This window comes from Mesorhizobium sp. 131-3-5 (assembly GCF_016756575.1).
Lineage (GTDB): Bacteria > Pseudomonadota > Alphaproteobacteria > Rhizobiales > Rhizobiaceae > Mesorhizobium > Mesorhizobium jarvisii.
In genome coordinates, this window is record NZ_AP023254.1 from 900995 (window position 1) to 917615 (window position 16621).

General features: G+C 63.3%; 13 protein-coding genes. 11 read left to right on the forward strand and 2 right to left on the reverse strand.

Annotated features, from left to right (window positions below):
- The first annotated feature begins 270 nt into the window (after positions 1-270).
- The 3 genes from hemE (at position 271) to rho (ending at position 3268) form a co-directional block, all read left to right on the forward strand.
- The gene (hemE, locus tag JG747_RS04310) at positions 271-1302 is read left to right on the forward strand and encodes a uroporphyrinogen decarboxylase (protein WP_202361229.1); all 1032 of its coding nucleotides are present in this window, start codon (positions 271-273) and stop codon (positions 1300-1302) included.
- Positions 1302-1838 (forward strand): protoporphyrinogen oxidase HemJ, encoded by a 537-nt coding sequence (gene hemJ / locus JG747_RS04315; protein ID WP_202361230.1) that lies wholly within the window; start codon positions 1302-1304, stop codon positions 1836-1838. The genes hemE and hemJ overlap by 1 nt, the downstream gene beginning before the upstream one ends.
- A gap of 164 nt (positions 1839-2002) precedes the next feature.
- Complete coding sequence (rho, locus tag JG747_RS04320) at positions 2003-3268, forward strand: transcription termination factor Rho (RefSeq protein ID WP_019862177.1); 1266 nt, start codon at positions 2003-2005, stop codon at positions 3266-3268.
- A 336-nt stretch (positions 3269-3604) separates the two neighbouring features.
- Here rho and JG747_RS04325 read toward each other — a convergent pair whose 3' ends face one another.
- Entirely contained in the window at positions 3605-5623 is a 2019-nt protein-coding gene (locus JG747_RS04325; protein ID WP_202361231.1) for a thioredoxin domain-containing protein, read from the reverse strand.
- A 59-nt stretch (positions 5624-5682) separates the two neighbouring features.
- Between JG747_RS04325 and mnmE the strand changes: the two genes are divergently transcribed.
- The 6 genes from mnmE to JG747_RS04355 all read left to right on the forward strand — a co-directional run bounded on the left by mnmE (position 5683) and on the right by JG747_RS04355 (position 12919).
- On the forward strand, positions 5683-7014 hold the full coding sequence (mnmE, locus tag JG747_RS04330) for a tRNA uridine-5-carboxymethylaminomethyl(34) synthesis GTPase MnmE (protein ID WP_202361232.1): 1332 nt from the start codon (positions 5683-5685) through the stop codon (positions 7012-7014).
- Between the two features lie 452 nt (positions 7015-7466).
- Positions 7467-9356, forward strand: coding sequence for a tRNA uridine-5-carboxymethylaminomethyl(34) synthesis enzyme MnmG (gene mnmG, locus JG747_RS04335; RefSeq protein ID WP_202361233.1), 1890 nt, complete (start codon positions 7467-7469; stop codon positions 9354-9356).
- On the forward strand, positions 9353-9985 hold the full coding sequence (rsmG, locus tag JG747_RS04340; protein WP_202361234.1) for a 16S rRNA (guanine(527)-N(7))-methyltransferase RsmG: 633 nt from the start codon (positions 9353-9355) through the stop codon (positions 9983-9985). The genes mnmG and rsmG overlap by 4 nt, the downstream gene beginning before the upstream one ends.
- Positions 9986-10040: 55 nt before the next feature.
- The gene (locus tag JG747_RS04345; RefSeq protein WP_019862172.1) at positions 10041-10838 is read left to right on the forward strand and encodes a ParA family protein; all 798 of its coding nucleotides are present in this window, start codon (positions 10041-10043) and stop codon (positions 10836-10838) included.
- Between the two features lie 81 nt (positions 10839-10919).
- On the forward strand, positions 10920-11807 hold the full coding sequence (locus tag JG747_RS04350) for a ParB/RepB/Spo0J family partition protein (RefSeq protein ID WP_038650778.1): 888 nt from the start codon (positions 10920-10922) through the stop codon (positions 11805-11807).
- A 488-nt stretch (positions 11808-12295) separates the two neighbouring features.
- The gene (locus tag JG747_RS04355; RefSeq protein WP_027047564.1) at positions 12296-12919 is read left to right on the forward strand and encodes a DUF1326 domain-containing protein; all 624 of its coding nucleotides are present in this window, start codon (positions 12296-12298) and stop codon (positions 12917-12919) included.
- A 33-nt stretch (positions 12920-12952) separates the two neighbouring features.
- On the opposite strand, the gene holA is transcribed toward JG747_RS04355, so the two are convergent.
- Positions 12953-13996, reverse strand: a complete 1044-nt coding sequence (gene holA, locus JG747_RS04360) for a DNA polymerase III subunit delta (RefSeq protein WP_202361235.1) — start codon at positions 13994-13996, stop codon at positions 12953-12955.
- 372 nt (positions 13997-14368) lie between these two features.
- Here holA and JG747_RS04365 point away from each other — a divergent pair, with 372 nt between their 5' ends.
- Together JG747_RS04365 and JG747_RS04370 are read left to right on the forward strand one after the other, a co-directional pair.
- A complete protein-coding gene (locus JG747_RS04365) occupies positions 14369-15601 on the forward strand; it encodes a 3-methyl-2-oxobutanoate dehydrogenase (2-methylpropanoyl-transferring) subunit alpha (protein WP_202361236.1) in 1233 nt (410 codons plus the stop codon).
- 3 nt (positions 15602-15604) lie between these two features.
- Entirely contained in the window at positions 15605-16618 is a 1014-nt protein-coding gene (locus tag JG747_RS04370) for an alpha-ketoacid dehydrogenase subunit beta (protein WP_202361237.1), read from the forward strand.
- Positions 16619-16621 lie beyond the last annotated feature (3 nt).

Below are 16621 nucleotides of genomic sequence, written 5' to 3' on the forward strand. Positions count from 1 at the left end.
GTCTGGGGACGGCCGCCTTTGCCTTTCAGCCGTCCACAGGGCGGGATTCTTCCTCGGTTTGCTAAAGCTTTGACTCCGATGATGGATTCCGGATGATCCCCAGAACCCTTAAGTCGGGAGAGGGAAGCGCGCGACAATATGCTTGCTGGCTTTTTGGCTGGCGAAGCGGGACAGGTGACAACCACCACAACCAACAGACTCTTAGAATCAGAAGAATCTTAGATATAAGAATCTTTGATTATAGGAAGGCTGGGAGAGGGTAAGCGCTCAATGCCCAAAAGCCGGATCATGCTGGACGTCCTGAAGGGCGAGGCGCACTTTCCGCCTCCGCTCTGGATGATGCGTCAGGCCGGACGCTATCTGCCGGAATATCGTGAAACACGCAGGCGCGCAGGTTCGTTCCTCGATCTCTGCTACGATCCCGACCTTGCGGTGGAAGTGACCTTGCAGCCGATAGAGCGCTTCGGCTTCGACGCCTCGATCCTGTTCTCCGACATCCTTGTCGTTCCGCATGCGCTCGGCCGCGACGTTCGCTTCGAAGAGGGAAGAGGCCCGCTTTTGACGCCGATCTCCGTGGCCGAGATCATGGCTCTGGAAAGCGATGTGTTTCACGTGAATCTCGAACCGGTCTACGAGACGGTTCGCCGGTTGCGGGCAAAACTGCCTGACGAGACCACGCTGATCGGCTTCTGCGGCGCGCCCTGGACGGTGGCGACCTATATGATCGCCGGCCATGGAACGCCCGATCAGGCGCCGGCACGGCTGTTTGCCTATCGCGAGCCGGCGGCGTTTCAACATCTCCTGACGGTGCTTGCCGACCAGTCGGCGGCCTATCTGATCCGGCAGATCGAAGCCGGCGCGGATGTGGTGCAGATTTTCGATTCCTGGTCCGGCGTGCTCGACGATGCGACGTTCGACCAGTTTTGCGTTTGGCCGGTGGCCGAGATGGTCCGCCAGGTTCGCGCCGTTCATCCCGATGTGCCGATCATCGGATTTCCCAAGGGCGCCGGCGCGCGCTACCGGACCTATCGCCAGAAGACCGGTGTGACGGGGCTGGGGATCGACTGGACGGTGCCGCTAGCGGCGGCGAAGGATCTGCAGCGTTCGGGTGCGGTCCAGGGCAATCTCGATCCCTTGAGGCTCGTGGCCGGCGGCAAGGCGCTGTCTGATGGCGTCGAGGCGATCCTCAAAGCGCTGGGAGACGGGCCGCTGATCTTCAATCTCGGCCACGGCATCACGCCGGAGACACCGATCGCGCATGTCGAGGCGATGGTGAAGCAGGTGAGGAGCGCGACACGCTGATGGCTGAGATGAACAACACCAACAGCACCGGACAGGCGATGATGCGTATGGTCGTCAGCATCGCTGTGCTGATCGTGCTGACGGCGCTTCTGTTTTTCGTCGCGCCCGAAAGTTTCTATCCCTGGGCAAAGGCGATCCATATCGTTGCCGTCATTTCGTGGATGGCCGGCATGCTCTATCTGCCGCGGCTGTTCGTCTACCACGTCGATGCCGAGAAGGGCTCGGTGCAGTCGGAGACCTTCAAGGTGATGGAGCGGCGCCTGCTGCGCGGCATCATCAATCCGGCGATGATCGTCACCTGGGTGTTCGGCCTTTGGCTTGCCTGGAAAGTCTTTGGATTCCAGGGCGGCTGGCTGCACGCCAAGATCGGTTTGGTGTTGTTAATGTCCGCCGTTCACGGCTATCTGGCCGGCGCGGTGCGCAAATTCGCCGAGGATCGCAACGAAAAAGCGGCGAGGCACTGGCGGATCGTCAACGAGATCCCCACATTTCTGATGATCGCCATCGTGATCTTGGTTGTCGTCAAGCCGTTCTGAGGCCGATCAGGCCGTTTAAAACGCGGCTTGCTCTTTCATCCGACCGACGATAAAAGACGGGTCTTCCTTCCCGTCATGCGCCGCCCCTCATTGTTTTCGGCCGCGCCCGGCATTTGTCGCATCCCGCCGATATTTTTCTCCCAAAGCTCACCCAGAGTCCGTCTATGCAAGAAATGAAACTTACCGAATTCAAGAACAAGAAACCGCCAGAGCTGATCGCTTATGCCGAATCGCTCGAGGTCGAGAACGCCAGCGTCATGCGCAAGCAGGAGCTGATGTTCGCGATCCTGAAGAAGCTGGCCGCCCAGGACGTCGAGATTATCGGCGACGGCGTGGTCGAAGTGCTTCAGGACGGGTTCGGCTTCCTGCGCTCGGCCAACGCCAACTATCTGCCAGGTCCCGACGACATCTACATCTCGCCGTCGCAGATCCGGCGCTTTTCGCTGAAGACCGGCGATACGGTCGAAGGACCGATCCGCAGCCCGAAAGAGGGCGAGCGCTATTTCGCGCTGCTCAAGGTCAACACCATCAATTTCGACGATCCCGAAAAGATCCGCCACAAGATCCACTTCGACAATCTGACGCCGCTCTATCCGACCTCGCGGCTGAAGATGGAAATGGAGGTTCCGACCTCCAAGGACATCTCGCCGCGCGTCATCGACCTGGTGGCGCCGCTCGGCAAGGGCCAGCGCGCTTTGATCGTCGCGCAGCCGCGCACCGGCAAGACGGTGCTGCTGCAGAACATCGCCCATTCCATCACCACCAATCACCCGGAATGCTATCTGATCGTGCTTCTGATCGACGAGCGGCCGGAAGAAGTGACCGACATGCAGCGCTCGGTGAAGGGCGAGGTCGTCTCCTCGACCTTCGACGAACCGGCGGTGCGCCACGTCCAGGTCGCCGAAATGGTGATCGAAAAGGCCAAGCGCCTGGTCGAACATGGCCGCGACGTCGTCATCCTGCTCGATTCCATCACCCGCCTCGGTCGCGCCTACAACACCGTCGTGCCGTCATCCGGCAAGGTGCTGACCGGCGGTGTCGACGCCAACGCGCTGCAGCGCCCGAAGCGCTTCTTCGGCGCCGCGCGTAACATCGAGGAAGGCGGTTCGCTGACCATCATCGCCACCGCGCTGATCGATACCGGCAGCCGCATGGACGAAGTCATCTTCGAAGAGTTCAAGGGCACCGGCAATTCGGAAATCGTGCTCGACCGCAAGGTCGCCGACAAGCGCATCTATCCGGCCATGGACATCCTGAAGTCCGGTACCCGCAAGGAAGACCTGCTGGTGCCGCGTCAGGACCTGCAGAAGATCTTCGTGCTGCGCCGCATCCTGGCGCCGATGGGAACCACCGACGCGATCGAGTTCCTCATCGACAAGCTGAAGCAGACCAAGACCAATGCGGATTTCTTCGATTCGATGAATACGTAAGGGCCGGTCCGAAGCTTCCGGACCTGTATCGAGCCCCATTCCAGGAAACTGGGATGGGGTTTTTCTTTGCTGGGTTAGGTCGGCGGGCCTCGCGGCAAATCGCATAAGTCGGCGCCGCCCCTTATTGCCCTGCCGGGCATTCCTCCCTGTAAACGGGGAGAAAGAGGCTGGAACCAGCGCCGGCGCCTTCCTCCGGAGCGCTGACAATTGGCGAAAGCAGCGACAACAGCGTCCCTCGCCCCGTTTACGGGGAGAGGATGCCGGCAGGCAGGTGGGGGGCAGCGCTGACGTTGAAATTTGGGGGCACGGAGCAGTCAGCTAGGTCTCCGGCTCCGCCTATCGACGGCTCAACAACCGCTCCAACTCCTCAGCACTTGTCACCACCGGCAAACAAACCTGCCCTGTACAAAGCCAGGCACCCGGCCTGTCGGTCGGCGGCAGAATCCCGCCCGGCAGCAAGGGTCGATTCGTTTCCGAACCAATCGCGGCAATGATGTCGACGCGGCGCGGGTCGGGGCATCGATTCGCGACCGGAACAAGCTTTGGATCTTCTGGATTGTCGACGATGACCAGTTTCAACGGCTCGATGGCAAGCGTGCAGGCATTGACGATGCCGGCCTGGCCATAGGCCTGTTGCGCTGCGCGGCCGGCGGCGTGCTCTGCGATCTTCCAGGCTTTTTCCCCGAGATCGAGATCGCCGGTCACGGAGGCGAGCCGCACAAGTGCCGCGATGATTTGACTGGTGGCTGACGAAATCGCCTCGTCGACATCGCCCCTGATGCGGATCGGCACGTCGGTGCTGTCCGAGGCGGTCAGATAGTAACCTGTGCCGGCTTCGTCGGCATGCCAATGGTCGAGCTGCTCGATGAACTGTTTCGCCCGGTCGATGTAGCTCCAATCGCCAGACGCCTCGAACAGCGAAATCCCCGCATTGGCCATGGCGGCATAGTCGCTCGACAGAGCGGGAAACAGTTTCCTGGCGCCAAGCATGGAATGCGGCAAGCGGCCGTCGCGGCTGGCGCCGGAGATATGGGCAAAGGCCTTGGCCGCGGCCTCGATCCAGTCGGGCCGGCCCAGCGAGCGACCGGCCTCGGCGAGTGCCGCAATCATCAGGCCGTTCCAGTCCGTGAGGGTCTTGGCATCTAGGCCTGGCCGGACGCGTTCCTCCCGCACGGCGAGAAGCCTGGCTTTGAGCGGAATGAGTTTTTCGCGATCGGCGACGCTTTGGGCTTGCTGGGCGCTGGAATGGTGGACGATAGGCTTGCCTTCCCAGCCATGCGGGCTGGAAACCGTGAAGTACTTGAAAAATAAGGCTGAATCGTCACCAAGGACGGCTTCTATCTCTTCCCGGCTCCAGGTGTAGAACAGCCCTTCCTCGCCATCGCTGTCGGCATCGAGACTGGCGGCGAAGGCGCCGCCTTCGACGCGCATTTCACGCAGCAGCCAGTCGACGGTCTCTTCGATTCGTATCCGGAACAAATGATTGCCGCTTGCCGAAAACGCCCAGTTGCAGAAGCGGATCAGCTCCGCATTGTCGTAGAGCATCTTTTCGAAATGCGGCACCAGCCATTCCGCATCGGTGGAGTAGCGGCTGAGGCCGCCACCAATATGGTCATAGATGCCGCCGGCCAGCATCCGTTCCAGGCTGACCAGCACGTCATCGCGATGCGCGGCGTTGCCATCGCGCAGCCAGGACAGCCACAGGGTGAGCATGAATGGCGCGTTGGGGAATTTCGGCGCGCCGCGCAGGCCGCCAAGCTCGCGGTCGATCATGCCGTCGATGCGGCCGGCGAAGTCGGTGAGCGTGCCGCGGTCGAGGCTCTGCTTGCCATGCGTGCCGGAAAGCCGCGCCTCGACATGGGAGGTCAGCCCGTCGGCGCTCTGGTGCAGGCTGTCGCGCTTCTCGCGCCACGCCTTGTCGACCGCTTCCATGACCTGGATGAAGCCCGGGCGGCCATAGCGCGCCTCGCGCGGAAAATAGGTGCCGCCCCAGAATGGCTTGCCGTCCGGCGTCAGGAACATGGTCAGCGGCCAGCCGCCTTGCTCGCCCATCGAGGACAGCGCGGCCATATAGATCTGATCGATGTCGGGACGCTCCTCGCGGTCGACCTTGATATTGACGAACAGACGGTTCATGACGGCGGCGACGCTGTCATTCTCGAAGCTTTCATGCGCCATCACATGGCACCAGTGGCAGGCGGCATAGCCGACGGAGAGCAGGATCGGGCGATCGAGCGTCCTTGCTTCTTCGAGCGATGCCGGCGACCAGGCCCGCCAATGGACGGGATTGGCGCTGTGCTGCTGCAGATAGGGGCTGGCCTCTTCGGCAAGCAGGTTTTGCGCGGGCAATGTCACAATGGGCAACTCGGGTTGTTTGAAGGCGCGAGGCTAGGGCGGTTCAACAGAGCGGGCAAATGATTTCAGGCGATTCGATCGTTGCGCTGTCGAGCGGTCGGCTTCCGGCCGGTGTCGCCGTGCTGCGTATCTCCGGTCGGCAGACTCGATTCGTAGTCGAAACGATTGCCGGTGGCATGGTTAAGGACCGGGCGGCGGTTCTGCGCAGGTTCAGAGCGCCGGATGGAACCGTGCTCGACAGCGGCCTGGTCATCTTCTTTCCCGGTCCGGCGAGCTTTACCGGGGAGGACGTCGCGGAATTTCATGTCCATGGCGGGCGCGCCGTCGTGGCGCGGATGTTGGAGATCATCGCCAGCTTTGACGGCGTCAGGCTCGCCGAACCCGGCGAATTCACGCGTCGCGCCTTTCTTAACGGCAAGGTCGACCTCGTCGAGACGGAGGCGCTGGCGGACCTGGTCAATGCCGAGACCGAGGCGCAGCGACGTTTCGCGGTCCAGAATGCCGAGGGTGTCCAGAGCGATCTGTATATGAGTTGGCGCCGCCGGCTGATCCACGCGCGGGCCATGATCGAGGCCGAGATCGATTTTGCTGACGAAGACGACGTGCCGGGATCCGTTTCGGATACGGTCTGGACGGATGTCCAGGTGATGATCGGCGAAATCGATCGCCACATCGCCGGATTTCACGCTGCCGAAATCATTCGCGACGGTTTTGAGGTGGTGATTCTGGGCGCGCCTAATGCCGGCAAGTCGAGTCTGTTCAACGCCTTGGCGCGGCGCGATGCAGCTATTGTAACGGATGAGCCCGGCACGACCCGCGACCTGCTCGAGGTGACGCTGGATCTCGGCGGCCTTCGCGTCAGGCTGACGGATACGGCCGGCTTGCGCGACGCACAGGGCAAGGTCGAGGCGATCGGCATCGAGAAGGCGCGGGCCAAGGCCGATCGCGCCGATCTCTTGCTGCTGCTGGAGGACATTTTGGCTCCCAGGGCCATCGGCGCGGTCGAGTCTACGGCACCTCTGTTGCGCGTCGGCACCAAGCTCGACCTGCTGGATGGGCAGGCGGCGGGTGATGCGGCTGGCAGATACGACTTCGTCATTTCAGTTATGAATGGCACTGGTGTGGAGGCGCTGCTCGCCGAAATCGGCCGTTGCGCGGCGGACGCGGCTGGCGACGTCGGCGATATCCTGCCGTCCCGCCTGCGCCATGTTGAACTGCTCGGTGAGGCGAATCGCCATTTGCTTCGCGCGATCGATGAGCACACCGGCGGCCAGGAACTGCGGGCCGAGGAGCTGCGGCTGGCGGCGGATAGGTTGGGCCGAATTGTCGGCGCGATCGATGTCGAAGATATGTTGGATGTGATCTTTTCGCAGTTCTGCATCGGGAAATGATTCACGTGAAACTATGCGGCGTATTGCTTTCCGTGACTCACGTGAAACACAGCGATCCAGAATATGCCGTGTCCTATGAAGCAGGTGCGGGGGCAATTTGCGAGATAGTGGCGGATGGTGGCGCTGCCCCTCACCTGCCTGCCGGCATCCTCTCCCCGTATGGTCACCGGGAGAGGGCGCTCGCACGAATGGTTTCGCCAATCGCCGACGTCCCAAGAGGGGTGCCGTGTTGCGGCCAGCTACTTTCTCCCCGTTACTATACGGGGAGAAATGTCCGGCAGGACAATGAGGGGCGGGCGCCTTCCAGGACTGATCAGCCGTACCGATTGGCGCAGTACCGTCGCCGCGCTGCATCGCCCCCTGTTTCACGTGAAACTTGTCGCGAAGTTTTCTTGACAGCTTGGCCCCGCGGGGACATGTGTCCCTCAATCTTCTTGAGTCCAGGATTTGAAATGACCGGTCACTATGATGTGGTTGTGGTGGGTGGCGGCCATGCGGGGTGCGAGGCGGCCAGTGCAGCCGCGCGCGCCGGCGCGAAAACCGCGCTGGTGACGCTGCGCTTCGACACAATCGGCGTGATGTCGTGCAATCCCGCGATCGGCGGGCTCGGCAAGGGCCATCTGGTCCGCGAGATCGACGCGATGGACGGGCTGATGGGCCGGGTGGCGGATGCCGCCGGCATCCAGTTCCGCCTGCTCAACCGCCGCAAGGGTCCGGCGGTGCGCGGCCCGCGCACACAGGCGGACAGAAAGCTCTATCGCCTTGCCATGCAGGAAGCGATTCGGCAGCAGAACGATCTCGACGTGGTCGAGGGCGAGGTGCTGGATTTCGAGATCAACGACGGACGGATCGCCGCTGTTCTGCTCGCCGACGGCCGCAGGCTTGCCTGCGGCGCCGTGGTGCTGACGACAGGCACCTTCCTGCGCGGCCTTATTCATATTGGCGAGAAGAAGATCGTCGCCGGCCGCATGGATGAGCAGGCGAGCCTTGGGCTGTCGGCGACGATGGACCGCGCCGGCTTCAAGCTCGGCCGCCTGAAGACCGGCACACCTCCACGGCTGGACGGAAGGACCATCGACTGGGCGTCGCTGGAAAGCCAGGCGGCGGATGACGATCCTGTGCCGTTCTCGCTGATGACCGATCGAGTCGAGACACCGCAGATCGAGTGCGGCATCACCCGCACGACATCAGCCACGCATGAGCTGATCCGTGCCAATCTTGGCCGCTCCGCCATGTATTCCGGCTCGATTGAAGGCGTAGGCCCGCGCTATTGCCCGTCGATCGAGGACAAGATCGTCAAGTTCGGCGACCGGGACGGCCACCAGATCTTTCTGGAGCCGGAAGGGCTCGACGACGACACCGTCTATCCCAATGGGATTTCGACCTCGCTGCCGCAGGATGTGCAGCTCGAGATCCTCAAGACCATTCCGGGGCTGGAGCGTGCAGTCATGCTGCAGCCTGGCTATGCCATTGAATATGATCACGTCGATCCGCGCGAGCTGCAGCAGACGCTGGAGACCAAGCGCGTTGCCGGCCTCTTTCTCGCTGGGCAGATCAACGGCACCACCGGTTATGAAGAGGCGGCCGGGCAAGGCCTGCTTGCTGGCCTCAACGCGGCACGACGGGCGTTGGGCGGCGAACAGATCGTGCTCAGCCGCACCGAGGCCTATATCGGCGTGATGGTCGACGATCTGACCAGCCGCGGCATCAGCGAACCCTACCGCATGTTCACCTCGCGGGCCGAATTCCGGCTGTCGCTGCGCGCCGACAATGCCGATGAGCGGCTGACGCCGCTCGCCGAAAAGCTGGGGATCGCCTCGGCGCAACGCATGCAGCGCTACGGTGATGTCATGCAGCGGCTCGACGCGGCGCGCGAATTGGCCAGGTCGGTGGCGATGACTCCGAATGAGGCGGCGCGGCATGGGCTGGAGATCAACCGGGACGGCGTGCGCCGGTCGGGTTATGAGCTGCTGGCCTATCCCGACGTGGATGTTGCCTGGCTGGCCAGGGTCGAGCCGAAATTTGCGGCGATCGACGCCAAGACCGCCGATCGTCTCGAAACGGAAGCGAAATATTCTGTCTATCTCGACCGGCAGAAGAGCGATGTCGCGCAGATCCGCCACGAGGAGAGCCGGCTGATCCCCGAGACGGTGGATTTCGCCGGCGTGCCCGGCCTGTCCAACGAATTGAAGCAGAAGATGCAAGCGCGGCGGCCGCGGTCCATTGCCGACGCGCAACGCATGGAGGGCATGACGCCGGCGGCGCTGGCGATCATTGTCGCACATGTCCGGCACCATGAGAGTATGCAGAGACCCCGGAGCGATCAAAGGGTTGTTGCGTGAGCTCTTTCTCTTGGAAGAGCCTGCAGGACGCGGCGGGCCCGGTTTCACGTGAAACATTCGATCGCCTGGTGGCATTCGAAGCGATGTTCCAGAAATGGAATCGCAGCATCAATCTGGTGGCGCAGTCGACCGCGGGCGATGTCTGGCAGCGCCACATCCTCGACAGCGCGCAGCTGGCGCGCGTAGAGCCCACTGCCGCGCGCTGGGTCGATATCGGTTCGGGCGGTGGATTTCCGGGCCTGGTCATGGCTTTCCTGCTCGCCGAGCGCGATGGGGCCAGCATCGATCTGGTGGAGAGCAACCGCAAAAAGGCTTCGTTCCTGCAGACCGTGATCGGCCAGTTCAACCTGCCGGCGCGGGTTGTCGCGCGCCGGATCGAGGACAGCCATGCGCTTGTTTCGCAACCGCAAATCGTCACGGCGCGGGCTCTGGCCTCGCTTTCGGTCCTGCTCGACCTGTCGGCGCCGTGGCTGATGTCGGGTGCACGCGGGCTGTTCCACAAAGGCCGGGATTATCGCGCCGAAGTGCAAGAAAGCGTTAACCGATGGGCCTTCGATCTGGTAGAACATGCCAGTGTGACGGACCCCCAAGGCGTGATCCTGGAACTGTCAAACCTGCGACCCGTCTGATCTTCGACTTGTCGGGCTATTTGGCGACCCAAAAATGAATTTCTGGCATAAACCCATGAAGAACGGCCCCCGAATCATCACCGTAGCCAACCAGAAGGGCGGTGTCGGCAAGACCACCACCGCCATCAATCTGGCCACCGCTCTGGCCGCGATCGGCGAAAAGGTGCTGATCGTCGACCTCGACCCGCAAGGCAATGCCAGCACCGGCCTCGGCATCGACCGCAAGGACCGCACGGTCTCGTCCTACGACGTGCTGACCGGCGAGCTGGAACTGGAAGCCGCGGCCATTCCGACAGCCGTGCCCGGCCTGTCGATCGTGCCGTCGACGCTCGACCTGCTCGGCATCGAAATGGAGATCGCCTCGGCGCCCGACCGGGTGCTGCGGCTGCGCAACGCCTTGCGTGCCGCCTCGGCGCGTTCGGCAGGCTTCGGCTATGTGCTGATCGACTGCCCGCCGTCGCTCAACCTTCTGACGTTGAATTCGATGGCGGCGGCCGATTCGGTGCTGGTGCCGTTGCAATGCGAGTTCTTCGCGCTCGAAGGTCTCAGCCAATTGCTGGAAACCGTCGAGCAGGTGCGCCGGTCGATCAATCCGGACCTCACCATCCAGGGCATCGTGCTGACCATGTATGACGGCCGCAACAATCTCGCCAACCAGGTGGTGCAGGATGTGCGCCAGCATATGGGCGACAAGGTCTACGAGACCATCATTCCGCGCAATGTGCGGGTGTCGGAGGCGCCGTCCTACGGCAAGCCGGCAATCCTTTACGATTTGAAGTGCTCTGGCAGCCAGGCCTATCTGCAACTGGCCTCGGAAGTGATCCGCCGCGAGCGTAAATTGCGCGCCGCTTGATTGGATCGGATGCAGAATTAACAGCCGATTCGATACCGAAACGATCCAAAGACGATTATCCAAGATAGACCTGGAATTGACATGAGCGAAGACCTTTCGAGGAAAAGACTGGGCCGTGGCCTGGCGGCACTGATCGGCGAGATCGATCGCCCGGCGGCGCCGGAAAAGCCCGGCATGAGCGCCGACGGCAAGGTGCCGATCGAGTTCGTGAGCCCCAACCCGAAGAACCCGCGCCGGCATTTTGGCGACGCCGAACTGACCGATCTCGCCCAGTCGATCCGCGAACATGGCGTGGTGCAGCCGGTGGTGGCGCGGCCGTCGCCGACGCAGGCGGGCCGCTACGAGATCATCGCCGGCGAGCGGCGCTGGCGGGCGGCGCAGCGCGCCGGGCTGACCGAGATCCCGGTCATCATCCGCGAGGTCAACGACCGCACCGCGCTCGAGCTGGCGATCATCGAGAACGTCCAGCGCACCGACCTCAACGCCGTCGAGGAAGCGCTGGGCTACCAGCAGCTGATCGACGAGCACGGCTACACCCAGGCCGATCTCGGCAATGTCATCGGCAAGAGCCGCAGCCATGTCGCCAACACGCTCAGGCTGCTGAAGCTGCCGGATGTGATCCGCGACATGCTGGTCGACGGCGCGCTGTCGGCCGGCCATGCCCGTACGCTGGTGACGGCGGAGGATCCGGCCGGCCTTGCCAAGCGCATCGTCGAGGAAGGGCTTTCCGTGCGCCAAGCCGAAGCGCTGGCGCAGATGCCGGCCGGCCCCACGCCGGCCAAACCGAAGCAGCCGCAAGCCGCGCAGGAAAAGGATACCGACACGCTGGCACTGGAAAAGCTGATGACCGACACGCTCGGCATGATCGTGGCCATCGATCACAAGGGCAAGGGCGGCGAGCTGCGGGTGTCCTATCGCTCGCTGGAGCAGCTGGATGAGCTGTGCCGGAGATTGAAGCAGGAACGGTAGTTAGCCGGCGAATTGTATTAAGCGAAAGCTTGACTAAACGCAGAGAAAAAGAGGGCTGGCCGTTTGGTCAGCCCTTTCTGTTTGCGGCGTGATTGGCGAAATCGGCGAAGCGATCAATCTCCCCCCTCCTGGGGGAGATGCCCGGTAGGGCAGAGGGGGGCGCCGTAGAGCGCTGCCTCTGTCATCTGCGGCTGGCCGAGAACCCGCATCACGATCGATCGAGAGGTCGGCGGGCCAGCGCCCCCCTCTGGCTTGCCAGCCATCTCCCCCACGCGGGGGGAGATCGGCCAATCGCCGACCGCAGCTCCAGTCTAGCACTATGCTTGACAGTGCCCGGCAACGGCGTAACTTATATTAGACTTGGCTTAAATTAATTGCCCTGGCGTGCCGGTCGCGGCGAGGGCCATTTGCCATTCCTGCAGTCGTCGTGAAATGGCACCGCCTCGCCAAAAGAATATGCCGACGCGCCTGACGCATGGGAGGTGCAAATGGCAGTCCGTTGGCAATTGTCCGGAAGCTACTTCGAAAATTGCAGCTGCGATGTCGTGTGTCCTTGCCTGCTGTCCACCAAGGCGCAGCTGACATCGAGGCCGACGAAAGGCGTCTGCGACGTCGGCCTGGTCTTTCATGTCGATACGGGCAATTACGGCGACGTTCGATTGGACGGGCTCAGTGTGGCACTGGTTGCTCACACGCCGGGTCCGATGGCAGACGGCAATTGGACGGCCGCGGCCTATATCGACGAACGGGCCGATGACAGGCAGACAGAGGCGCTGGGTGCCATCTTCACTGGCGCCGCGGGCGGCCCCATGGCGGTGTTGGCACCCATGATCGGCACGAACCTCGGCGCCAAGAAGGTCCCGATAGACTACCGCATAGACGGCAAGAAACGGTCCGTGGCGATTGCCGGCGTCATGCAGCTGGCGGTCGAGCCGCTGCCGACAATGCGCGAGGACGGGCAGATGTGGGCGGCCACCGGCCATCCTGTCAATCCCGACTGGCTCGGCATGGCGATGGGGGCGCAAAGCAGTACGTTCAGCGACCATGGCATGAGCTGGGACAATTCCGGGCAAAACGGACATTACGCCCCAATCAATTGGTCCGGCGAGTAGCTGTTGGCCGTATAGTACGGGAGGATCGCTCGCCTAACGCTGCCCCAGCCTGGCGCTTTCCACCGCAATGCCGAGCAGCGCTTGGCGCGCCAGCGCTTCCGACAGATCGGGCCGCTTGCGGGTCTGCAGCACGGCAGTCTGCAGCCGGGTCAGTGCGCGGCTCAGCGCATCGCTGCTCCAGCGCTCCAGCGCTTTCTCCACCAGCTTGCGCCGCGAAAAGAAAACCGGCGGGCGGGCGCCGGCGACGACCGATGCGGCATTGCGCCCGGCCGAGTCCATCTGGCCGCGCATGATCTGAATCTGCTGCAGCTGGCGCATCGCCGAGGACAACACCAGGAAGGGCGGGCCGCCGGACTGGCAGTGGCGGGTGAAGGCGGTGTCGAAGTCGCCGATCTTGCCTTCGAGCAGCGCGTCGACGGCATCGTCGAACGAGGCGCCGGACACGTCGCCCGACATCGCCCTGACATCGTTCAGGCCGATCTCCTTCTGGCCATGGGCGTAGAGGATGAGCTTTTCGATCTCGCCGCGCGAAGCGAGTCTGTCGCCGCCGAGATTGCGGCGCAGCGCTTGTCTGGCTTCCAGCGTCATCGACATGCCGGCCTTGCGCAATTCGTCGTCGATGACGGTGTCGATGTCGCGGGCCTCGTCGGAGTAGCAAGGCAGCGCCATGGCGTTGTCGGCGCCCTCGACCACGGCGCGCAAGCCGACGCCCTTCTTGAGGTCGCCGGCCTCGATCAGGATGATGGCATCGCGCGCGGGCTCCGCCGTCAGCGCCTTGACGTCCGCGGCCAGCGCCTTCTGGCCGGTGGCATTGCGCACCCAGAGCAGCCGGCGGTCGGAAAACATCGGCACGGTGCGGGCCTCGTCCAGCAGCCGGCCCTCGTCGCGATCGACCTCCGAGCCCTCGAGCCGGACCACGGAAAAGGGATCGTCGAGCGGCAGGCCGGTCTTTTCGGCAAAGGCCTTTGCACGCTCGGAGACGAGGCCGCGATCGGGGCCGTAGAGCAGGATGATGGAGATGCGCGCGTCAGGCCGCGCGAGCCAGGAATCGACCTCGAAAGCTTTCTTCTGTGCCATGGTGGGTGGTTAGCATGATGTGGGGTTGGGGTGAATGGCGATCGGCACCGACGCTCTTTTCCTTCTCCCCTTGTGGGAGAAGGTGTCGCCGAAGGCGCTGCGCGCCGATCCACCTTCTCCCACAAGGGGAGAAGGAAGACCGCGCGATGGTCCGCCGCCCAATCACCTTATCTTCCGACAAACCCTGCCCAAGCTTGCGCCAAATTGCGCGCCGCCGTGAAACATCGACAAGAAATTTCGCGGACATATCTTCATCTTGCGCCGGGGAGGCTGGATCGGCCGGCGCGGCCGGTCCGACGACCTTCGGCGAATTCGCACTGGACGCGCGGATGTGCAAATATCGGCGCCAGGCAACATTGGAGGACGAAGGTCATGGCCGATGCTGGGATGTTGCGTTTTCACGTTCCGGAGCCGGAAGTGCGGCCGGGCGGCACGCCTGATTTCTCCAACGTGACCATCGCCGCGGCCGGCTCGGTGCCGCGCCCCGACATCGATGTCGATCCGCGCACCATCCGCGACATGGCCTTTTCGATCATCCGCGTGCTGAACCGCGATGGCGAGGCGGTCGGCCCGTGGGCCGGGCTGCTGTCCAGCGAGGAGCTGCTGGAAGGCCTTCGCCATATGATGATGCTCCGGACCTTCGATGCCCGCATGCAGATGGCGCAGCGCCAGGGCAAGACCTCCTTCTACATGCAGCATCTCGGCGAAGAGGCGGTGAGCTGCGCCTTCCGCAAGGCGCTTAGTCCAGGCGACATGAATTTTCCGACCTATCGGCAGGCCGGCCTGCTCATCGCCGACGGCTATCCGATGGTCACGATGATGAACCAGATCTATTCCAACGAGGCCGACCCGCTGAAGGGCCGGCAGCTGCCGATCATGTATTCGTCGAAAGAGCACGGCTTCTTCTCCATATCCGGCAATCTGGCGACGCAGTACATCCAGGCGGTCGGCTGGGCGATGGCTTCGGCGATCTCGAACGATTCGAAGATCGCGGCGGGATGGATCGGCGACGGCTCGACGGCGGAATCCGATTTTCACTCGGCGCTGGTGTTCGCCTCCACCTACAAGGCGCCGGTCGTGCTCAATGTCGTCAACAACCAGTGGGCGATCTCGACTTTTCAAGGCATAGCGCGCGGCGGCTCCGGCACCTTCGCGGCCCGGGGCCTCGGTTTCGGCATCCCGTCGCTGCGTGTCGACGGCAACGACTATCTCGCCGTCCATGCGGTGGCCAAATGGGCGGCCGAGCGGGCGCGGAAGAATCTCGGGCCGACGCTGGTCGAATATGTCACCTACCGCGCCGGCGCCCATTCCAGTTCGGACGATCCGTCGGCCTACCGGCCGAAGACCGAATCCGACGCCTGGCCGCTCGGCGATCCGATCGTGCGGCTGAAGAACCATCTGATCGGGCTCGGCGCCTGGTCGGACGAACGCCACGCGCAGGCCGAGGCCGAAATCCTCGACACGGTGATCGCGGCGCAGAAGGAGGCGGAAAGCCACGGCACGCTGCATGCCGGCGGCAAGCCGTCGACGCGCGACATGTTCGAGGGCCTCTATGCCGAGATGCCGCCGCATCTGCGGCGCCAGCGCCAGCAGGCGGGAGTCTGAGCCATGCCGAGACGGACCATGATCGAGGCCATTCGCGACGCCATGGATGTGTCGATGGGGCGCGACGACAAGGTCGTCGTGTTCGGCGAGGATGTCGGCTTCTTCGGCGGCGTCTTCCGCTGCACGCAGGGCCTGCAGGCCAAATACGGCAAGAGCCGCTGCTTCGACGCGCCGATCAACGAATCCGGCATTGTCGGCTCGGCCATCGGCATGGCCGCCTACGGGCTGAAGCCCTGCGTGGAAATTCAGTTTGCCGACTACATGTATCCGGCCTACGACCAGCTAACCCAGGAAGCGGCACGGCTGCGCTACCGTTCAAACGGCGACTTCACCTGCCCGATCGTGGTTCGCATGCCGACCGGCGGCGGCATTTTTGGCGGCCAGACGCACAGCCAGTCCCCGGAAGCCTTGTTCACCCATGTGTCCGGGCTGAAGACTGTCGTGCCGTCCAACCCGCATGACGCCAAGGGGCTGCTGATCGCGGCGATCGAGGATCCCGATCCGGTGATTTTCCTCGAGCCGAAGCGGCTCTACAACGGCCCCTTCGACGGCCATCACGACCGGCCGGTGACGCCCTGGTCGAAGCATGAGCTCGGCGAGGTCGCCGACGGTCACTACACCGTGCCGCTCGGCAAGGCGGCGATCCGCCGGGCCGGCTCTGATGTCACCGTGCTCGCCTACGGCACCATGGTCTATGTCGCGCAGGCCGCGGCCGGGGAGACCGGCATCGACGCCGAGATCATCGATCTGAGAACGCTTTTGCCGCTCGACCTCGATGCCATCGTCGCCTCGGTCAAGAAGACCGGGCGCTGCGTCATCGTGCATGAGGCGACGCTGACCTCCGGCTTCGGCGCCGAGCTGTCGGCGCTGGTGCAGGAAAACTGCTTCTACCATCTGGAGGCGCCGGTGGCGCGGGTCGCCGGCTGGGACACGCCCTATCCGCACGCGCAGGAATGGGATTATTTCCCCGGTCCCGCCCGGGTCGGCCGCGCGCTGATCGAAACATTGGAAGCCTAGAGT

Coding starts and splice junctions, on each gene's coding strand:
- JG747_RS04345 (WP_019862172.1), top strand. CDS start 10,041: ATGAAGAACGGCCCCCGAATCATCACCGTAGCCAACCAGAAGGGCGGT.
- JG747_RS04355 (WP_027047564.1), top strand. CDS start 12,296: ATGGCAGTCCGTTGGCAATTGTCCGGAAGCTACTTCGAAAATTGCAGC.
- holA (WP_202361235.1), bottom strand. CDS start 13,996: ATGGCACAGAAGAAAGCTTTCGAGGTCGATTCCTGGCTCGCGCGGCCT.
- mnmG (WP_202361233.1), top strand. CDS start 7,467: ATGACCGGTCACTATGATGTGGTTGTGGTGGGTGGCGGCCATGCGGGG.
- JG747_RS04350 (WP_038650778.1), top strand. CDS start 10,920: ATGAGCGAAGACCTTTCGAGGAAAAGACTGGGCCGTGGCCTGGCGGCA.
- JG747_RS04365 (WP_202361236.1), top strand. CDS start 14,369: ATGGCCGATGCTGGGATGTTGCGTTTTCACGTTCCGGAGCCGGAAGTG.
- JG747_RS04370 (WP_202361237.1), top strand. CDS start 15,605: ATGCCGAGACGGACCATGATCGAGGCCATTCGCGACGCCATGGATGTG.
- rho (WP_019862177.1), top strand. CDS start 2,003: ATGCAAGAAATGAAACTTACCGAATTCAAGAACAAGAAACCGCCAGAG.
- hemE (WP_202361229.1), top strand. CDS start 271: ATGCCCAAAAGCCGGATCATGCTGGACGTCCTGAAGGGCGAGGCGCAC.
- mnmE (WP_202361232.1), top strand. CDS start 5,683: ATGATTTCAGGCGATTCGATCGTTGCGCTGTCGAGCGGTCGGCTTCCG.
- hemJ (WP_202361230.1), top strand. CDS start 1,302: ATGGCTGAGATGAACAACACCAACAGCACCGGACAGGCGATGATGCGT.